21 protein-coding genes are annotated in these 19,331 nt (G+C 38.1%); 15 read left to right on the plus strand and 6 right to left on the minus strand.

The window, feature by feature from the left end; all coding sequences use genetic code 11:
- Positions 1-4 precede the first annotated feature (4 nt).
- From BW964_RS09270 to BW964_RS09320, 11 genes are all read left to right on the plus strand, one after another.
- On the plus strand, positions 5-904 hold the full coding sequence (locus tag BW964_RS09270; protein ID WP_076506598.1) for a pirin family protein: 900 nt from the start codon (positions 5-7) through the stop codon (positions 902-904).
- A gap of 23 nt (positions 905-927) precedes the next feature.
- Positions 928-1,467: an NADPH-dependent FMN reductase gene (locus BW964_RS09275; protein ID WP_076506600.1), complete on the plus strand. Its 540-nt coding sequence runs from the start codon at positions 928-930 to the stop codon at positions 1,465-1,467.
- Positions 1,460-2,038, plus strand: coding sequence for a TMEM175 family protein (locus BW964_RS09280; RefSeq protein ID WP_076506602.1), 579 nt, complete (start codon positions 1,460-1,462; stop codon positions 2,036-2,038). Before BW964_RS09275 ends, BW964_RS09280 begins: the two co-directional genes overlap by 8 nt.
- Before the next feature lies 1 nt (position 2,039).
- Positions 2,040-2,258: a (4Fe-4S)-binding protein gene (locus BW964_RS09285; protein ID WP_076506604.1), complete on the plus strand. Its 219-nt coding sequence runs from the start codon at positions 2,040-2,042 to the stop codon at positions 2,256-2,258.
- Positions 2,258-2,653, plus strand: coding sequence for an OsmC family protein (locus BW964_RS09290; RefSeq protein ID WP_076506606.1), 396 nt, complete (start codon positions 2,258-2,260; stop codon positions 2,651-2,653). Before BW964_RS09285 ends, BW964_RS09290 begins: the two co-directional genes overlap by 1 nt.
- A gap of 1 nt (position 2,654) precedes the next feature.
- The gene (locus tag BW964_RS09295) at positions 2,655-2,942 is read left to right on the plus strand and encodes a GNAT family N-acetyltransferase (protein ID WP_185117116.1); all 288 of its coding nucleotides are present in this window, start codon (positions 2,655-2,657) and stop codon (positions 2,940-2,942) included.
- 114 nt (positions 2,943-3,056) lie between these two features.
- On the plus strand, positions 3,057-4,616 hold the full coding sequence (locus tag BW964_RS09300; protein ID WP_076506608.1) for a sodium:solute symporter: 1,560 nt from the start codon (positions 3,057-3,059) through the stop codon (positions 4,614-4,616).
- A gap of 30 nt (positions 4,617-4,646) precedes the next feature.
- Positions 4,647-5,333, plus strand: a complete 687-nt coding sequence (locus BW964_RS09305; protein WP_076506610.1) for an SGNH/GDSL hydrolase family protein — start codon at positions 4,647-4,649, stop codon at positions 5,331-5,333.
- A 43-nt stretch (positions 5,334-5,376) separates the two neighbouring features.
- Positions 5,377-5,895 carry a hypothetical protein gene (locus BW964_RS09310; protein WP_076506612.1) on the plus strand — a complete coding sequence of 173 codons (519 nt, stop codon included), beginning with the start codon at positions 5,377-5,379 and terminating at the stop codon, positions 5,893-5,895.
- A 106-nt stretch (positions 5,896-6,001) separates the two neighbouring features.
- The gene (locus BW964_RS09315) at positions 6,002-6,856 is read left to right on the plus strand and encodes a transketolase (protein WP_394333899.1); all 855 of its coding nucleotides are present in this window, start codon (positions 6,002-6,004) and stop codon (positions 6,854-6,856) included.
- Positions 6,857-6,942: 86 nt separating this feature from the next.
- Complete coding sequence (locus BW964_RS09320) at positions 6,943-7,890, plus strand: transketolase family protein (RefSeq protein WP_076506615.1); 948 nt, start codon at positions 6,943-6,945, stop codon at positions 7,888-7,890.
- Positions 7,891-8,081: 191 nt separating this feature from the next.
- On the opposite strand, the gene BW964_RS09325 is transcribed toward BW964_RS09320, so the two are convergent.
- From BW964_RS09325 to BW964_RS09335, 3 genes are read right to left on the minus strand one after another with little or no spacing between them, the layout of a single operon-like run.
- Positions 8,082-8,594 (minus strand): hypothetical protein, encoded by a 513-nt coding sequence (locus tag BW964_RS09325; protein ID WP_228431939.1) that lies wholly within the window; start codon positions 8,592-8,594, stop codon positions 8,082-8,084.
- Positions 8,591-9,055 carry a hypothetical protein gene (locus BW964_RS09330; protein WP_076506617.1) on the minus strand — a complete coding sequence of 155 codons (465 nt, stop codon included), beginning with the start codon at positions 9,053-9,055 and terminating at the stop codon, positions 8,591-8,593. The genes BW964_RS09325 and BW964_RS09330 overlap by 4 nt, the downstream gene beginning before the upstream one ends.
- Before the next feature lie 25 nt (positions 9,056-9,080).
- Positions 9,081-9,644, minus strand: a complete 564-nt coding sequence (locus tag BW964_RS09335; RefSeq protein ID WP_076506618.1) for a hypothetical protein — start codon at positions 9,642-9,644, stop codon at positions 9,081-9,083.
- A gap of 473 nt (positions 9,645-10,117) precedes the next feature.
- Between BW964_RS09335 and BW964_RS09340 the strand changes: the two genes are divergently transcribed.
- The 4 genes from BW964_RS09340 (at position 10,118) to gwsS (ending at position 13,472) form a co-directional block, all read left to right on the plus strand.
- The gene (locus BW964_RS09340; RefSeq protein ID WP_076506620.1) at positions 10,118-10,330 is read left to right on the plus strand and encodes a TIGR04139 family peptide modification target; all 213 of its coding nucleotides are present in this window, start codon (positions 10,118-10,120) and stop codon (positions 10,328-10,330) included.
- Between the two features lie 196 nt (positions 10,331-10,526).
- Positions 10,527-11,318: a hypothetical protein gene (locus tag BW964_RS09345; protein WP_228431938.1), complete on the plus strand. Its 792-nt coding sequence runs from the start codon at positions 10,527-10,529 to the stop codon at positions 11,316-11,318.
- Entirely contained in the window at positions 11,315-12,217 is a 903-nt protein-coding gene (gene gwsG, locus BW964_RS09350; RefSeq protein ID WP_076506623.1) for a grasp-with-spasm system ATP-grasp peptide maturase, read from the plus strand. Before BW964_RS09345 ends, gwsG begins: the two co-directional genes overlap by 4 nt.
- Before the next feature lie 175 nt (positions 12,218-12,392).
- Positions 12,393-13,472, plus strand: a complete 1,080-nt coding sequence (gene gwsS, locus BW964_RS09360; protein WP_076506626.1) for a grasp-with-spasm system SPASM domain peptide maturase — start codon at positions 12,393-12,395, stop codon at positions 13,470-13,472.
- Positions 13,473-13,488: 16 nt separating this feature from the next.
- Here gwsS and BW964_RS09365 read toward each other — a convergent pair whose 3' ends face one another.
- The 3 genes from BW964_RS09365 to BW964_RS09375 all read right to left on the minus strand — a co-directional run bounded on the left by BW964_RS09365 (position 13,489) and on the right by BW964_RS09375 (position 19,331).
- Positions 13,489-13,866, minus strand: a complete 378-nt coding sequence (locus BW964_RS09365; protein ID WP_076506628.1) for a hypothetical protein — start codon at positions 13,864-13,866, stop codon at positions 13,489-13,491.
- 69 nt (positions 13,867-13,935) lie between these two features.
- The gene (locus BW964_RS09370) at positions 13,936-14,406 is read right to left on the minus strand and encodes an Lrp/AsnC family transcriptional regulator (RefSeq protein WP_034703315.1); all 471 of its coding nucleotides are present in this window, start codon (positions 14,404-14,406) and stop codon (positions 13,936-13,938) included.
- A 134-nt stretch (positions 14,407-14,540) separates the two neighbouring features.
- Positions 14,541-19,331 (minus strand): translocation/assembly module TamB domain-containing protein, encoded by a 4,791-nt coding sequence (locus tag BW964_RS09375; RefSeq protein ID WP_076506629.1) that lies wholly within the window; start codon positions 19,329-19,331, stop codon positions 14,541-14,543.

Here is a 19,331-nt window from a genome sequence, read left to right on the forward strand (position 1 = left end):
TATTATGTCAAATATCGGACTTATCATAGAAGAAAAAGCAGCAGATATAGGAAATTTCCTGGTGGGAAGACTTCTTCCTTTCCGTGAAAAAAGAGCGGTCGGACCTTTCGTTTTCATTGATCATATGGGACCGTCAGAATTGAAAGATTACCAGAATCTTGATGTTCCGCCACATCCGCATATCGGATTATCTACCTTAACTTACCTTTTAGAAGGATCTATTTTTCACAGAGACAGCATTGGAAGTGCGGTTGAAATAAAACCGGGAGCGGTGAACTGGATGACTGCCGGAAAAGGCGTGGTGCATTCGGAGAGGACTCCTGAATATTTGAGACACAGTGACAAAAGACTTCACGGATTTCAAATCTGGGTAGGCCTTCCAAAACATCTGGAACAGACAGAACCTACTTTCCATCATATTGAAGCCGATGAAATTCCGGTATGGGAAGAAGATGGAATTCAGTATAAACTGATTGCCGGTGAAGCATTCGGAAGAAAATCTGCGGTTCCGGTTCATAGTAAATTATTTTTTATTGAGATCAAAACTAAAGAAGCGAAGAAAATAAGCATCGGAAAGGATCTGTACGGCGAAGCGGCCATGTATGTACTTGACGGAACGGTTTCCACGGATGGAAATTCTTACGGATCTAAGCAGCTGATGATTGCCAAAGATACTAAGCTTTGCGAATTCGAAATGAGCGAAAACGGCACGGTTTATCTTTTTGGTGGCGAACCTTTTGATGAAGAACGTTTTATATTCTGGAACTTTGTGAATTCGGATAAAGAAATGATCGACCAGGCGAAAGTAAACTGGAATGATCAGAATCATGAAGCATTCCCTCTGGTTCCGGGTGACGAAAACGAATACGTTCCTCTTCCCAAGTCGATTTTAAATAGAAAATAACAATCCGTAAAGAACTACAAACCATGAAAATATTAGCATTTGCAGGAAGTACATCTTCTACGTCCATCAACAGGGAACTGGTGAAATTTGTTCTGAAAGATTTTCACGACGAAGACATCAATCTGATCGACCTTAATGATTTCACAATGCCCGTTTTCTCAGTAGATCTCGAAAAGAAGGGATTTCCTGATGAAGCTCATAATTTTTTAAAGAAAATTGAAGAATGTGATGTGATCATTTGTTCGCTCGCAGAACACAACAGATCGTACAGTGCAGCCTTTAAGAATGTCTTCGACTGGTCATCAAGGATTAATGTCAAAGTATTTCAGAATAAACCCATGCTTCTGATGAGTACGTCTCCGGGAGGTTATGGCGGAGGCAATGTGATGAATACGGCCAAGACATTTTTCCCGCAATTTGCAGCCGATATCAAGGATACCTTCTCACTTCCCAAGTTTTATGAAAATTTTGACATGGAAAGTGGCGTTATTAATCCTGACCTGCTGAAAGAACTTAAGGAAAAAATAGAGAACTTTAAAAATACGGTCAAAACCAATGACTAAGGGAAGACTGGAGGCTTTCAGCGATGGCGTTTTAGCCATCATCATTACCATCATGGTTCTTGAGCTGAAAGTTCCGGAAGGAAGCAGCTGGGCCAGTTTAAAGCCTATTATCCCGAGAGTTCTCGCTTATATTTTCAGTTTTATTTATGTAGGTATCTACTGGAACAATCATCATCATCTGCTTCAGGCTGTCAAAAAGATCAACGGAAGTATTCTCTGGGCCAACCTTCATCTTTTGTTCTGGCTTTCGCTGATGCCGATCGCTACGGAATGGATCGGAACGACCCATTTTGCGAAAAATCCGGTAGCCGCTTACGGAATCTGCCTGATCATGTCTGCGGTAGCTTACACTATTTTAGAGAACCTGATCATCCGCTGTGAAGGTGACAATTCCAGGTTAAAAGAAGCCATCCATTCCAGGTTTAAAGAATATATCTCGATTATATTTTATGTCCTGGGAATCGCGGTTTCATTTTTTTATCCCTATATTGCCATAGGTTTTTATTATATCGTGGCTCTGATATGGCTGATTCCGGACCGAAGAATCGAAAAATCATTAAAAGAAAATTGATATGGAAACTCACGAATATCCCAACGGCAGTATCACTGTCATCTGGCAGCCTCAGAAGTGTATCCACTCGGCTGTTTGCGTAAAAATGCTTCCCAAAGTCTACCATCCTAAAGACAGACCCTGGATAAAAGCTGAAAATGCAAGTCCGGAAGAACTTAAAAACCAGATTGACCAATGCCCTTCGGGCGCATTAAGTTATAAATTCAATACACAACAATAATGGCGGTAACCGTAAAAGCAAGTTTAGGAAAAACAAAATATTATACTGAGGTAACGGCCGGCGAAAACCAGATCATTACCGACGAACCGATAGATAAAGGAGGCCAGAATAAAGGTTTCAATCCTATGGAAATCCTGGCAACTTCTCTGGCAAGCTGTACTGCAGCCACTTTACGAATGTACATCGAAAGAAAGGAATGGGATGTGGAAAACATTCATGTGGAAGTAACGCTTGAAAATTACCCTTTGACCAAAAGAGCGGTATTCCAAAGAGAGATCACTTTTGAAGGTGTTCTGGATGATGAGCAGCTGAAAAGACTGCATACGATCGCAGATGCCTGTCCTGTACACAAAATATTAACTAACGATATAGAAATACTAACTAAATTCTCATAATATGATCGAAGTAAAACAAAACAACGACGAGAAACACGGAAGTTTTGAGGCATTCATAGACGGAAAACGTGCAGGAGTAATGACTTATACCTGGGCCGGAGAAGAAAGATTCATCATTGACCATACGGAGGTGGAAGAAGCTTACAATGGAAAAGGTGTAGGCAAAGAAATGCTTCTGGGAGCGGTAGATTTTGCCAGGAAAAACAATAAAAAAATTATTCCTCTCTGTCCGTTTGCCAAAGCAAGTTTTCAGAAAAGTGAAGAGCTGCAGGATGTTTTAGTGAACTGATCCTGATTTTTGCTCACAAAATACAGGCCTTTCAGCGTTTAATCTCTGAAAGGCTTTTTCTTTTTTTTAACAGAACAGAAAAAAACTATATTTGCTAAAATTTAAAAATTCAGTATGAATTCAGGAACCATCCTTTTGCTATTTGTATTTATCTATTTTATCGGCCTTTTGGTGATTTCCTATTTCACAAGCCGGAATTCAGATAATCAGTCATTTTTTATCGGGAATAAAAAAAGTAAATGGTGGCTCGTGGCATTCGGGATGATAGGAACCAGCCTAAGTGGGGTTACTTTTATTTCAGTTCCGGGAACGGTAGGAAAGATGACCGGTAGTGAATATATTTTCGGCGGTTTTGAGTATTACATGATGGTGATTGGCTTTTTCATAGGCTACTTTATCGTTGCTGCCATCTTGCTGCCGCTCTATTATAAGATGAATCTGACGTCTATTTACACTTATTTAGGCAAAAGATTTAATGTAGAAGCTCATAAAATAGGTTCCATATTTTTCATTATTTCCAGAGCGATCGGTGCTACGGCAAGGTTATATCTGGTCGTGAATGTTTTGCAGATATTTTTGCTTGAAGGTTTGGGTGTTCCTTTTTGGGTAATGGCTCTTGTCCTTTTACTGATGGTACTTTTATATACTTTTGAAGGTGGTGTGAAAACGATTGTTATTACGGATACTTTACAGACTTCATTTATGATCATCAGTCTGGTTGCCTGTATCATTTATATTTTATCTAATCTGAACCTTTCATTTGGCGAAGCGTACACCATTTTGGAACAGAAAAACTACACTCATTTTATCAATTTTGATCCTAACTCCAAAACTTTCTTCCTTAAAACTATTTTAGGAGGAATCTTCATTACCATCGCAATGACCGGACTGGATCAGGAAATGATGCAAAAAAATATTTCTGTGGATAATCTTCAGAATTCTAAAAAGAACATGCTGACATTTGCAGGAACGCTTCTTTTTGTTAATCTTGCCTTTTTGTTTTTAGGCGGTTTACTTTATCTTTTTGCTTTGCAGAATGGGGCTGAATATGGCCTTGCAAAATCTGAAACGATAACCAATATTTTCGGATTCAAAGATGCTTCAGGAAATATAAAAAATATTATGGGAGATGACCTTTTTCCAGCTTTATCCCTTCAGGGGCATTTTCCAATGTTCATTTCTATTATTTTTATTATTGGATTGATTTCGGCACTATTCCCTTCTGCGGATGGGGCGCTGACAGCAGTAACAAGCTCTTATTGTGTTGATTTATTAAACCTTAATGAAGATAAAACCAGAACGGAAAAACAGAAAAAACACCTTCGTATGAAAGTTCACTTAACTTTCACGGTCGTATTTTTCATCCTGATTATGGTTTTTAAAGCGATGAATGATAAATCAATTGTTTATCTGATCATGGAAATAGCGGGATATACGTATGGACCGCTTTTAGGACTATTTGCTTTCGGAATTTTTACCAAATTTCAGATTTCAAGAAAATATTCCATTCTTGCCGTTACGCTTTTAGCACCGGTTATTACTTATCTGATCAATCTGTCCGTTACGACTTATACGGATTACAGAATTGGGGTGGAACTGATTATTCTTAATGGTCTTCTTACGTTCATCGGTTTGTGGCTGGTCAAAAATAAACAGTATTTAAAAGTAGTCTGATCCATACTATCATCTTATCAAGAGCCCCTGATGATCATTTCTATTTTCAACAGAGGCTTGCTGGCAGGCGAACTGGTAAGCGCACAAAGTGCGGTTGATTTTGCGAATCTTGCGAAGTATAAAGATGACAATACGGTCATTGTCAATGACAGGAAAAAAGTGGATGTGGTCTTTATGGGTAATTCTATTACCGAAGGTTGGGTAAAAAGCCATCCGGAGTTTTTTTCTGAGAACAATTATACCGGAAGAGGCATCAGCGGACAAACCTCTTCACAAATGCTGCTAAGGTTTCAAAATGATGTCGTAGCTTTAAAACCAAGATTGGTCGTCGTTAATGCCGGGACTAACGATATTGCCCAAAACACGGGAATCTATGATCAGGATTTTACGTTTAACAATATCAAGGCCATGGCTGACATTGCCCAAAGCAACGGAATCAAAGTAATGATAGCTTCTGTGCTTCCTGCAGCTGCATTTCCCTGGCGTAAGGAAATAACTGATGTGGCGCAGAAAGTGGATGCCCTGAACAGCAGGCTAAAACAGTACGCACAAAAGAATAAACTTCCTTTCATCGATTACAATGCAGCCATGCGAGATGAAAAAGGAGGGATGCGTGAAGGCCTTTCAAAAGACGGTATCCATCCTACTCTATCCGGCTATACCATTATGGAACCGATGATTAAGAAAGCTATTAATACAACATTAGGCAAAAAATAAAATCAGTGTCGCTTTGCTCATTATCAAAAAAACATCATCAATCATGAAAAAAATTACTTCACTGATCCTGTTCCTGCTGACATTCTGTTGTATACATGCTCAGGATTTTGAGATTTCCACTTTAAGAATGGGTCCTTACAAAGTCTTTATGGAAAAGGCAGAAGCTGAAAAGACAGCAGGTATCTCATTGAAAATGACAGACGGACAGATCAAGAACAACGTAAAATATAATGGAGAATTAATCCTTATTGATCTCTACGAGAACTATATCAGCGAAGCAAAACCTAAGGAGGTCAGTATTATGGGATTGACAACCACAAGCAAAAAATTCAAAACAAAAAGCGGAATCGGAGTAGGAAATACCAAAGATGACCTGATGAGTGCCTATAGAAATTATCCGAGTTTTACTGTACATCCTGCATGGGATGAAAAGGGAGAAAAGCGTCTTAAAGATACAGGATATTTCACTTTAGAAGATCTTGATGCGGGAACGCAGCTTTCTTTTAAATTTGTAAACAGCATCATTACACAAATCTCAGTATACCTTAACGAAGGCTGCTAAAATCGGTATTTCGCAAAAATAATTACAAATCCGGATCCTAAGTCCGGATTTTTGCATTTCCGTAAGCCGGTAAAAAATTGTAAATTCGCGTGTAAATAAATCAGATATAATGAGTAAAAGTATCGAAGAGTTGAAATCTCTTACTACGCAGATCAGAAGAGACATTTTAAGAATGGTTCACGCGGTCAATTCAGGACACCCGGGTGGAAGTTTAGGCTGTACGGAATATTTCACAGCGCTTTACGGGAACGTAATGAATTATCATCTTCCTTTCACGATGAAAGGTAAGAACGAGGATCATTTTTATCTTTCAAACGGACACATTTCACCGGTTTACTATTCTACTTTAGCGAGATTTGGTTTTTTTCCGGTAGAAGAGCTGAAAACTTTCAGAAAACTGGATTCCAGACTTCAGGGTCACCCCACTACTCATGAGGGTCTTCCGGGGATCAGAATCGCTTCAGGATCTCTTGGTCAGGGACTTTCTGTAGCCCTTGGTGTAGCTCAGGGTAAAAAACTGGACGGAGATCCATCTCTTGTTTACACGCTTCACGGAGACGGTGAACTTCAGGAAGGTCAGGTTTGGGAAGCTTTGATGTATGCTGCCGGTAAGAAAGTGGACAATATTATTTCAACAATTGATTACAACGGACGTCAGATCGATGGTGATACGGATGATGTATTGACTTTAGGTGATTTACATGCTAAACTTGAAGCATTCGGATGGACTGTTTTGGAAGAGAAAAACGGTAATGATCTTGAGGCGGTAATCGCTATCCTTGAGAAAGCAAAAACTGAGACAGGAAAAGGAAAGCCGGTAGTAATCCTTCTTCATACAGAAATGGGTTATGGTGTAGATTATATGATGGGTTCACACGCTTGGCACGGGAAAGCTCCGAATGATGAGCAGCTGGATACCGCATTCAAACAATTATATCTGGAAGCTCCTGCTGATTATTAATAATAAATGATCAATGATCAATGATGGCCGTTTTTAAATCTTTAGACCTATTATTGATCAAATATTAAAAACTTTAGTAAAAAAAAATGAAATATACATATACAGAAAAAAAGGATACGCGTTCAGGATTTGGAGCTGGATTAGCAGAACTTGCCGACAAAAACCCTAATGTAGTGGCACTTTGTGCAGACCTTATCGGTTCTTTGAAAATGGAAAAATTCATTGAAAAAGCACCGGAAAGATTCTTTCAGATAGGGATCGCGGAGGCTAATATGATGGGAATTGCTGCAGGTTTGAGCATTACAGGAAAAATTCCTTTTACAGGAACTTTCGCGAACTTCTCTACCTCAAGAGTGTATGATCAGATCCGTCAGTCAATCGCTTATTCAGGTAAAAATGTAAAGATCTGCGCATCTCACGCTGGTCTTACTTTGGGTGAAGATGGAGCTACTCACCAGGTTCTGGAAGATATCGGGATGATGAAAATGCTTCCGGGTATGACAGTAATCAACCCATGTGACTACAACCAGACTAAAGCAGCTACGCTTGCTATTGCAGACTTCGAAGGCCCTGTATATTTAAGATTCGGAAGACCTACAGTTCCAGTATTCATTCCGGAAGATATGCCTTTCGAAATCGGAAAAGGGATTATGCTTCAGGAAGGTACTGATGTAACCATCGTTGCAACAGGGCACTTGGTTTGGGAATCTCTGGTAGCCGCTGACGAACTTGAAAAAGAAGGTATTTCTTGTGAGGTGATCAACATCCACACCATCAAGCCTCTTGATGAAGAAATCATCTTAAAATCAGTTGAAAAGACAGGAAAGATCGTGACTGCTGAAGAGCACAACTATCTTGGTGGCTTAGGGGAATCTATCGCGGGAATGCTGGCGAGAAAGAGACCTACAAGACAGGAATTTGTTGCTGTAAATGATACCTTCGGAGAATCTGCAACGCCTGCCGAACTGATGAAAAAATATAAAATCGACGCTGCTGCGGTGAAAGAAGCGGTGAAGAGAATTTTAGATAAGTAAGATAAGCTATATCATATAACTAAGCTCGGGCTGTTTCTTTGAAACAGCCCGAGTTGTTTTACCACCCCATAAGATCTTTGTTTTACCACCCCGTCAAATCTTTGATTTGCCACCCCTCCGGAGGAGGGGAATGGTCGCAGTACTTATTTTGACGCTGATAAGTAAGGCAGGTCTTTCTATACCTAAGCTGATTATTGAGGTCTATTGATCGGAATATCTAGCCCATCAAGTACCGGATACAATATATTTTTCAAAAATTCATCTTCTTTTATTCTGGATGATTTTGAACCTGAAAAATAGCTGCTGATCCTGTAGTTTTTCACAAACTGGTTTCTTTTTTTTCCGATAACATAGTAATATCCTCCGCTTTCATCATTAATGAAATAGGTCATCTCATCAAAGTTCATGATTTTTTTGGTAAGAAATCGTTTCCTGTAGATGCTCCTTTCCCTTTTATCAAAAATGTATTTTACAGGAACTTTGAAGATAAGATCCCATAGAAAATAAACCATGTAGATCACCCATATAACAGAAGCAATGGTAAATGCATTTTCAGACAGTATATTTCTGAAATAATACAGCACCGGAACGGCGAGAATATCAGCGCCCAGCCACCATTTTAAAGTATGCAGAAAGTTGTAATCAGGCATAAAACTTATTTCACTTCCGTTATCCTCAAATTTATATCGGTCTTTGGTATTCATCGCATGTTTTCATTTAGTCCCATGATATCTTCAGTTTCATTGACCATTTTCTGGATGCTTTTATGAGTAAGAGCCTGCCCTATCATAAATTTCTGCTCTTTCCCATTCACCTCAAAATAAATATTCAGGAATACATTGGTTGTTATAAATCCAAGGTACTTCATCGCCAGCACCTGAAAATGAGTAAACTCCTGAAAAGAATAGGTCTTTGAAGCAACAAAAACACTTGGTTTGCAGGTAATGGTCTGCTGTTGCGTATCAATCACAAACTTTTTGGCAAAGAAATTCGCGATGATCAGTGCTCCAAGAGCCACCAGGAATAAGCCCAGTAAAGGAATGTTATTTTTATAAGAGATTCCTGCAACCACGAACATAATGATGGCCAATACAAAGCTAAATATTGGCTGGTTTTTAAAAGTATAAAAGTTTCCTTCTTTTTTGTAAAATTGATAAGTGTTCATAATAAATAGTGATGTATTTTAATGTTTAATTATTTGATTGGGATGTATACCGTTCTGCTATCTCATCGTCATTAATCGTTTTGAATGTACCCAGATCTGTTTTGAAGTAGGTGTCATGTACTGAAAAATAAGCATCTGCCCTGATTTCTGCCTGTGCTGAAGCTTCTTTCCAGCATGTACAGAACCAGTCTTCAAACAATTCGTATTTTTCTTCGTTATATTCATCCCATAAGTCATCGAAATCCTCTTCGTCCTCATGGCAATCCTGAAATTCTGAAGCTGCAATTCCTATATTTTCAGGCAGAAATGAGTTCCAATCTGCGCTTCCCCCTGTCTGTTTTTTTCTTTGACTTGGAAGCTTAAGGATGTCTGTAATGATTTCTCCGTTTTTATCTACAGCCCAGGCTACGATGTCAAGATAATCATACTCATATTCAAAATACAGAGCTTTGATATCCACTTTACCGTTGCCTTCAAGATAGTCTATATTTTCTCCTTTAAGAATTTGTACAATATCTTTAATAAGCTGTTTTTTAGTTTCTTCAAGGTGCTTTTTTAACTCAGAATTGAGTTCTTCGAGGTCTTGCATACGCCGATTTTGTGATTTTGGTTTTGATGATGGGGCTCAATATACAAAAATAGATGAAAAAAATAAATCTTTTGAACGTCATCTGCTGGTGATATATCCTAATTTTTATGTATGTATCATCCGCCATTACTGCATACAAATGAGAGATTCCGGCATTTCTTTAATGATTAAGTTTTACGACTTATATACTATACACCATTTTTAAATATTGATAAAATTTTACGATACAGGTGTTTTTAGGGATCTTTTTCACTATGTACAGCACAACTTTTAGTCCAAAAAAAATAGCAACAAATTGACAAATAAAATCCCACTAAAGGGATTTATTTATTGATAGTTTTGAAATCATCAACGTTGATTGAGAATTCTGCTTTCAACCCATAAGTGTACAGTATGGGATGGAATACAGAATAACAAAACCCATGTCAGGGTTTATATGACAACATAAATATCAATTAAAAAATTATTCAATTATGAAAAAGCTTCAAGGAATGAAGAACGGCTTTTCTTCATTAGAAAACAAAGAACTTAAAAATCTGCAGGCTATCCGTGGAGGAGATGATTCAGCACGAACCTCAGAATCCACTGCTTGTGGAAACAATTGCTCAGATACCGCATACTATAAAGACGGTAAGAAGACAATGACCTTAGTGGTTGAAGGAGCCAACCCAACTGCTCCTTATTAAATGATGCAGCACAAACAGGACTATCTATGGTCCTGTTTGTTTACCTAATCAGCAGGTACTGCTTAAATACTTATAATAACAATTTCTGAATATGAGACACAATCAAAATATCAGATGTATACATCTGAGTTCTCTACTAATCTGCTTTCTCTTTTACTGCTGTAAAAGCAGGGATTATATTACATATTATAATAAGGTGAACGAAATTGACAGCATCTACAGAGTGGCCAAACAGCCTGAAAAAGCGATAAAAAAATACAAAAAACTGTTCAGGAAATACCGCCCCCTTAATCAGGAGCGTATAGAAGAATATGAAAACTATATAAGGAGTTCGGATAAGTACGGCAAAAATTTTGGAGGACAAAAAAGCCTTTATCGGCTTATTCCCTTAATTGCACCTTACTGGAGATATAAAAAGGAAGATAAAGAATTCATTAAGCTTTATAAAAAATATGGAATAGACAGTGTGAACATAGAGCAGGCAGTTGCCCGATGGGAAAGTAAGCATGACAAAATACTGATTGACTCTTTTGTCATTGCATTTGCCCGGGATCAATATGGAGAGCGCATTAATAATTCTGATCGCGTTGAAAATGACCTGAAAAATGCTGAACTATTGAAATGGACTTTTGAAAATCATGGCTACCCTTCCATGCAGAAAATAGGTTTATACCATAAGGATACTTTTATGCCGATGAGTGTATTATTACTGCATATGGCAGATTATGATGAATACTACCCGTATTTCAAAACAAAAATACTAGAGTATGTAAGGTCAGGGGAATGCCCTCCAGTCCATTATGCTGCTATGGTAGACCGAAATAATATTCATCACAAAATTCCTTATACCTATGGCGTTTACCAAGGGTATCAAAATATAAAAGATTCAGCGAAAGTAAACCGCAACAGAAAGAGTATAGGATTACCAAGCTTGAAATATCGAAATAAAATAGCAAAAGACTTTTCTGATAGCCTGAAAACCAAATGATACTGATAATTTCTGATAATAATGACCGTACAACGATAGAAGTGATCCGCTGGCTGGTCTCTATGGACAAGAATTTTATTCTTATCAATGATGATGAATTTTTCGAAATAAAAGTCGATAAAAAAAGATTTCTTCTCCAAAGCGAAAACAAAGCTTTTTTTCTTGATGAAATTGAAAGTATGTGGTACAGAAGAGGTGGGCTGCAGTTTAAGCGCCTGCAATATCATAATGATTCTATTAATATCCATATGAATGAAGCCCAGCACTGGCTGGAAGACTATGTACTTACCACTTTAGAATCAAGAAGACATGTGAATAAGCAAAGTAACAGTCATGTCAACAAACTTTTGGTCCTGGAATATGCACGAAAGGCAGGGATGCAGGTTCCACAATACTTTTTAGCAGAAAATACCGATGATGTTATTCTGAACAGGACCATTACCAAATCGATCACTGGTAATGTAATATTGGATAATATCTCTGAAAAACGGGATGGAATTATGTATACCACCATCATCAGGGAAAAAGAGAAAAAGCCGTTTTTCACTTCTTTTTTCCAGGAAAAAATAGAAAAGGATTTTGAAATAAGAACTTTTTATTTAAACGGTGAGTGCTTCTCCATGGCTATTTTTTCCCAAAATGATGAGCAGACTCAAACAGATTTCAGAAAGTATAATGATGAAAAACCCAATAGAAATATAAGGTATAACCTTCCGAAGGAGGTAGAAATGAAGATTCAAAAGCTGATGAAACTACTGGATCTTAATTGTGGTTCTCTGGATTTTATCAAAAGTGGCGAGGTATATTATTTTCTGGAGGTGAATCCCGTAGGACAATTTGCTAATGTAGCTTATCATTGTAATTATCCCTTGTTTAAAAAAATTGCTGATTATTTATGAAAGAAAATTTCGGAGAAAAAAATAAGCTGTCTTTATCATTCAAACACATGGAATATTTTAAACATAAAAATCCTAAAAAGATCGATAGCAACACCTTATGTGTACTGAAAAGTAAAAAATATCAAAGTACCTTTTATGTTAGGGAAAAACCTGTAAAACCATTGATCCGGCTGTTATGAGATATTTCAATTTGTTTTCCAATATAGTAGTTACCAAAGGACCCACCAGAATTCTCATCTCTGATCTTCAAAGGAATGTATCGGAACTCTATCCTCTGGAATTATATGAATGTTTAGAAGAGCTAAAGCACAATGCTCTAGAAGATATCGTGAAGAAATATGATGACGAATCTCAACCGTTTATTCAGGAATATGTAGATCTCCTGCTGGAAAAGGAATACGGATTTATTACGGAAAACAGCTGGGATGAACAATTCCCGCCTATCTCCTATGAATATGATGAACCCAGCCTTCTGACAGAAATTTTTATAGACTTATCAGACATTTCTATATTGAAAAATATAAGGATGTCGGTAGAAAACCTTAGAATAAAACATTTGGTCATTTACAGTCAAAAAAAATTAGCAGCACAGGATTTTATAGAGATTGATGCAATCTTCGCCGCATCAGTAGCATGCGGAATAGAAATTTATGCGCCATTTCACAAAGAGGTAGATCAACTCTTCATACATACTCTTCATGAGAATACAGAACGAATATATCAGATTGTTTATTATAACTGTGAAAGAAAAGCTTTTAATATAAAAGATGAATTCAGATTTCGCGTGCATTTTGTAGAAGAAGAGATCAAAATATCCTCCTGCGGCAAAGTAGATCTTAAATATTTCAACACCAACCTTCCGAAAGTTTCAGAAGCACTCAACTACAATTCCTGCCTTCATAAAAAAATAGGCATAGATTATAACGGTAATATTAAAAACTGTCCGCTCATGGCTGATCATTTTGGAAATATCAACGACGTGAGTCTTGAAGAAGCTCTGATGAAACCCGGATTTAAAAAATACTGGACCATCACCAAAGACAAGATAGAAGTCTGCAAAGACTGTGAATTCAGGTATATCTGTACCGATTGCCGAGCTTATACGGAGCGGACCCATCAAGACACCAATGGATCAGACCTTTCAAAGCCCTTAAAATGCGGTTACGACCCTTATACAGGGCAATGGGAAGCATGGAGTGAGAACCCGCTGAAACAGCAGGCTTTACATTTTTACACGCAACAATTAAAAACTTAAATATCCGGAATGATTCTTATCTGAAAAATTTCCATTTGGGTATAATGGCAAGCATTCCAAAGCCTGTAAACAGAAAAAGATTGGTCACATCCGTATACAAAAATGTAGACAGGTAATAGTTATGCATAAAGAAATGCAGGACCAGCAGTGCCGGAAACATAAAGATGCCTATTTTTCTGTAGAAAAACATCAGAATCAGCCCGATCATCATCAGGACATCAATGGAAAAGATAACAAAAAAGTACCATCTCGGGATCTGAAGAAACTCATGCTGGAGATATTCATCCACATCTATTCCAAGCCCCATAATTGTGAACAGCATCAATGCTGCAAATGCTAAAATAAAGCCCCATCCTTTCTTTGGATCCTCGTCAAAGTAACTGTATTCTTCCATAGGTACAAAAATAAAGAACTTATGAATATATTCATAAGTTCTTTGGTATATATTCGTTTAGAATTTGAATTATATAGAAATAGCGTTGATCAATCTGTTTTTGTCGCTCAAGTACTCTTCCATGGAGATCATACTTTCGGTTCTCATTACATCTTGAATGTCGTCTATCTGATAAATAATTCTTTTCGCATCCTCCGTATTCTTAGCTCTTACTTTACAGAAAATATTATATTTTCCGGAAATAACGCTAGCTTCGATGACGTTAGGAAGTACTGATAATTCTTTCAATACCTCTTGAGTGCGGTTTGATTTTGTCAAAAGGATTCCAATGAAAGCTGTAAAGTGATAGTCCAGCTTACCATAATCGATATTAAGAGATGATCCCAAAATAATACCTGCATCCTCCATTTTTTTCACTCTTACGTGAATTGTTCCAGCAGAAACATCCATCTGCTTAGCAATTTCTGTAAAAGGCATTCTTGTGTTTTCGACTAAGAAATCAAGAATTTTCTTGTCTATTTCGTCCAGTTGATAGTTCATATTAGTTAAATTACAATTTTCTTAAAAAATCCATGTATTTATTGCAAATTTATAAAAAATTATTTAACTAAAAAAATTATATCAAACATTAACAATAATTAACACAGATGATAAAAATCATTAAAATATCACGATTATTTAGCACCTGATTTTGTAGAATCTGTTTTTATTTCACTTTTAGCTTCTGGTTGTTTTTTATCTTTTTTCCTCTTTTTGAAGAGAGAATTAAAGCTTTTACTCCACACTACACCCCCACCATACGCTTGATTTGCAGAACCATTCGTACTGATCATTCCTATGTTGGTAGGCTTGGAATATCCTCTTAAAACAAGACTTCCGTCATTCTTTTTTGAGATATCATATTCAATAGATCCTTCCCCGGAAAGATAATTATTCTGCGCTCCTTCCGTTTTTGTCAGTGGGATTCCCAGTCCTGTTTTAATATTAATCCTTGGTGAAACGGCTACGCTCACCCCGGCATTCGCACGGTCACCGGTATTGGAATTCTGATCACCTTTTACATAATTCAGGTCAATCTGAAATTCATTACTCATCGTATTCAGTACAGATCCTAGTTGTTTCAGAAGCAAATTATATCCTGAAGATTCAGCCACTCCCGCCACATCAAAATCTACCCCTCCACTATTGGATACATTAAAGGTACTCAACAATAGCACGGAACCGAACTGAAGAACTTTTTCTCCTTCCTGGCTCATCTTGGCCGCCAATGTTTCTTTCACCTGGCTGGACACATCCAATGCGGTCACATTAAGGTCTATTTTTGGATTGATTAATGATTGGGTGATATTCGCCTGAAGCAGCACACTGATCGGCTGAAGTTTCCCCATACTCAGGTATTCACCAGCATTGGCAACCATTCTTACATAATTGGCTGTAATATCCAGCGCCGGCTTCATCGCATCGCCATCCCATCGGATGCTGCTGTTTTTTTCGATCTGGAAGGTTTTATTCAGAATAGCTTTGGAAACAAATGTTCCGTTATCTACCTTATAAGTCCCATTCATTGCAATCCCTCCCCGTCTTCCCATCTGGAACCTCAGCTTTTCTGCTATTCCTTTTACCATAATATTTCCTACATCATCTCCTACCAGTACATTCACAGTTGTTCCTTTATCTACATCCAGACTGAAATCAATATTCATATTGGCTCCGGTCCTCTTCTTTTCTTCCAGAGTGATCAACCCGTCTTTTCCTTCTTTCAGGAACCTCAGCATTTTAAATTCTTCCACATTGGATGTCGAACTGGAATTAAAGGTAAAAGTACTTCCATTCAATGCCTTCATATTAGGAGTAGAAATACTCAGTCCGGAAACAGGTCCGTCCACATACAGATCTCCCTGTCCGTATACTCTTCCCCAGAAAAGATCAAGATCTTTTTGTGAGGTATTCAGTACCATAAGATTATCTGCTCTCATCACGAGGTTGACCCCCATTGAAGAAATCGTTTCAAACTGAATCGCACCGGAAATGGTTCCTTTAGAATTAGATCTTCCGTCATGCACCTCAATATTATTTAGGATTGCAAGCCCTTTTGAAAGTGGAATGACCGTATCATCAAATGAGTAATCCACCCCTGTAAAAAGAAGTTTCAGACCAAAACCTTTTAAGGCAATATCACCACTATAATCCAGATTGCTCAACTTTCCATTGATTTTAAGATCTCCCGTTGCTTTTCCTCTGATATTTCCGAAAACAGTCTGAACAAACTGCTGGGTAAAGGCAAGGTCAAAATCACGCATCTCCGCTGTAAGATCAATCGTTGGAGAGGCTGTATTATTATTTACAGTCCCTGTAAGATGCAGGTTATTATTTCCGAGAACTCCGGCAGAAGCCACTTTAATATCGATATCATATACATTCAGAGAGAACCCGTTGGTCGCAGAAATTGTCAGGTCACCCATTTCATTTCCGTTCATCATGATATTGTCTACCGTAAGGTCTACCAATGGCTGCAGCGTGCTCTTATCCATTTTAATCTTCACACTTCCGTTGGCAAGACCTTTAATTCCCATAGGATTTCCACCGGACTGCATCTCCAGAAGCTTTTCTACCGCAAATTCTTCAATATCTGCATCTACATAAAAATCTTTGGCCGATTTAAACTGGGCTTCTTTAATAAACAGGGCACTTTTTTCTGAATAAATCCTAAGATTCCGTATATCAAAATCTCCGGCATTTTTTCTATAAGTGATGGAATGATCCAGTTCGGGACTTGTATCAATTGCCCAGGTAACATCATTAAATTTCACTTCAGTAGGCTCAAATCTGAAAACATAATCTCCTGCAGCATTGGTAGACTGATCTACATTAATGGCATAAGCTTTAAGATTTTCATTCAGCTCATCCTCCGGACTTCCATGTTTGAATGTAGTAGCCAGATGAAGGGCTGTATTATTTTCATTTTTACCCTTAAGTTCAAAATCTTTGATGATATTTTTATTATAGACCAGTTTACTGATCCTTGCATAAAGCTGCTGATCCAGATTCGCGGTATTAACCCTGACCATAACACTGTCGATCATGGCACTGTCTCTGGAAATATTGCTCCGGTCATTGATTTGATATTCAGGATTGGCAGCCGCTAAAGCTTTGTCTGCATCCGTAATCTCTTCCTTTTTCGTCATGATATACTTCAAAGAAGCCGCGTCAACGTTCAGGATCAGATCATTGGAATCTCCGTTGTACTCTCCCTCTACTACAGCACCCTGCGGAAGTTTCAGATCAGGAAGGAAATAATTCACCACCCCTTGCTGAACATCAAAATTCATTTTAAAATTCTGACCTCTGTATAACTTTCTTGGCGGAGGGCCAACGAGTATTCTTCCTATCCCGTTTTCCATCATTCCTACAAGATCGGCAAGGCTGTATTTTCCTGAAATTTTACCGCTTGCGGCCCCCGGCGCATCAACATCAATGACACGTCCGCCTGCTTCTATAAAGGTTTTCAGCTTCGCATTAGGAATATTATATTTTTGTGTGGCCGTAGCAAAGTGAAGATTATTGGCATCAACATCTAAGGTAAGGTCGTTAATGGAAGACATGGACATTTTGCCTTCTATCTGCCCGCTTACAATCTGGCTTCCCGGTTTATTGGTAAAATAATTCAGATTCAGGGAAGTCACGTCTGCATTTACATTCATAGCAACCTTCGAGGTACTGAAGTCAATAAGGCCTTTAATTGTTGCTTTAGCCTGCTCATCATTGACGGTGATAAGTCCGTTATATTTTTTATGATCTAGTAATCCGTCCAGATACAGGTTGCTGATCTGCTTATCCATAATCTCGATGCTGGAAATCTGGGACTTAGTCGTCAGACGCATTGTATTGACGTCAAAACTCTGTCCGTCAACATCAAATTTACCGGAGATCAAACCGACTGTTTTTGTTTTCGTAATGACAGAAGTATTCAGGTCTTTTACTTCCAGATATCCAGAATATTTAGGCATTGCCGTACTATATCCGGTAAGGTAAAGCTTGGAGATCTTGGCCTGTCCTATTCCTGTCATCAGATTTCCGCCTGCTACATAGATTTGCTCAGGATTTACTTTTGCCGCTCCGTTATATTTCAGTTTTCCAAAATCATCAGCAAAATTCTTCATCTTTTTAGAAATAAATGAAGGCATCATGGCTTTAAGATCCTTATAGGTAAAGTCTGCTGAAAGATCGTTGGTTTCAATAGAAAAATTTCCTTTCAGCAATCGGTCTATCTTCATGGTTTTCGTGGCAATATTCACGTCAGGATTCCTGATCAGGAAGTTCTCTAAATGAAATTTATTCAAAGGGCCGGTCATTTTCCCTGACAGGTTGAATGGCTTGAAATTATCCCAGTTGGTTACAAAATAGCTGATATCATATCCGCTCAACTGGCTTCCCTGTTTAATATCCATATCCCAGCGGACACGGTCTGCAAAGTCTGACCATGAGCCGTCATGCAGATTAAATTTAACATTTCCCTGAAGCAGCGAATGGTCTGTATTCAGAGTAAGGTCTTTTAATGAAAGAAATTCGTGGGTTAAAGAAAGTTCTGTAGAGAATGTATCTACCAAATGAGATTTGCCCCATCTGGAAGTGACGAAGGACATATTATTGATGAGCGCCGAAATATTGGGTCCGTTCACCTTCACATTAGGTGCTATTAGATTAAATTTTGTTGCCGTAAGCCATTTTCCCGGTTCTCCCGGAGAATTCTGACTGATGATGGAAACTTTTGAATCGATAATCTGCACGCGGGAATTCAGCTGAAAAGGAGGCTTTTTCGGGTCTCTTTTTTTTCCGCTGTCGAACAACTGTGTAAATCTGATAAAATTGGAAATACTGTCACCTTTGTAAGTGATGACTTTTACGTCTGCATTGACAAGAGTAAGTGAATTAAAACTTAATGAATTGCTGTTTCCTGAAATGGCATTGAATGCTAAAGACATCCAGTCGGAATTGGCGCGGAATTCTTTAGCTTTGATAAATTCAAGGCCTTTATAATCCTTGATTTTTAATCCTTTTATAATGACGTCTCCGAAATAATCTACCTCTACACTTTCCGTAGACATTCCCGCTTTAAAATCTTTATTAACGATCTGGAGTGCCTGATCTGCTGCCCATTGCTTGGTGGCGGGAAGATTAATAACCGTTAATACTCCACCCACGAGAATCACTCCCAGCCAGAAAAGGATGAGAAGAAGCCTTGCCCACCAGGAATAGCTGGTGACATCTTTTACCGCCTGTTTTCCAAATTCTCCAGCTGTCTCTACGGGATGATGAATGGCATCTGATGCCAGTTCAGATGCTTCTTTAACTGTCTCCTTCACAGCGTCTTCTACATTCCCCACAGTCTTCTGCACCTGATCACTCAGGTTCTCAGCTACTGATTTTTTATTCTCATTCTCGTTATTATTCTCTAACTTTGCCAT

This window comes from Chryseobacterium shigense, from assembly GCF_900156575.1.
Classification (GTDB): Bacteria; Bacteroidota; Bacteroidia; order Flavobacteriales; family Weeksellaceae; genus Chryseobacterium; species Chryseobacterium shigense.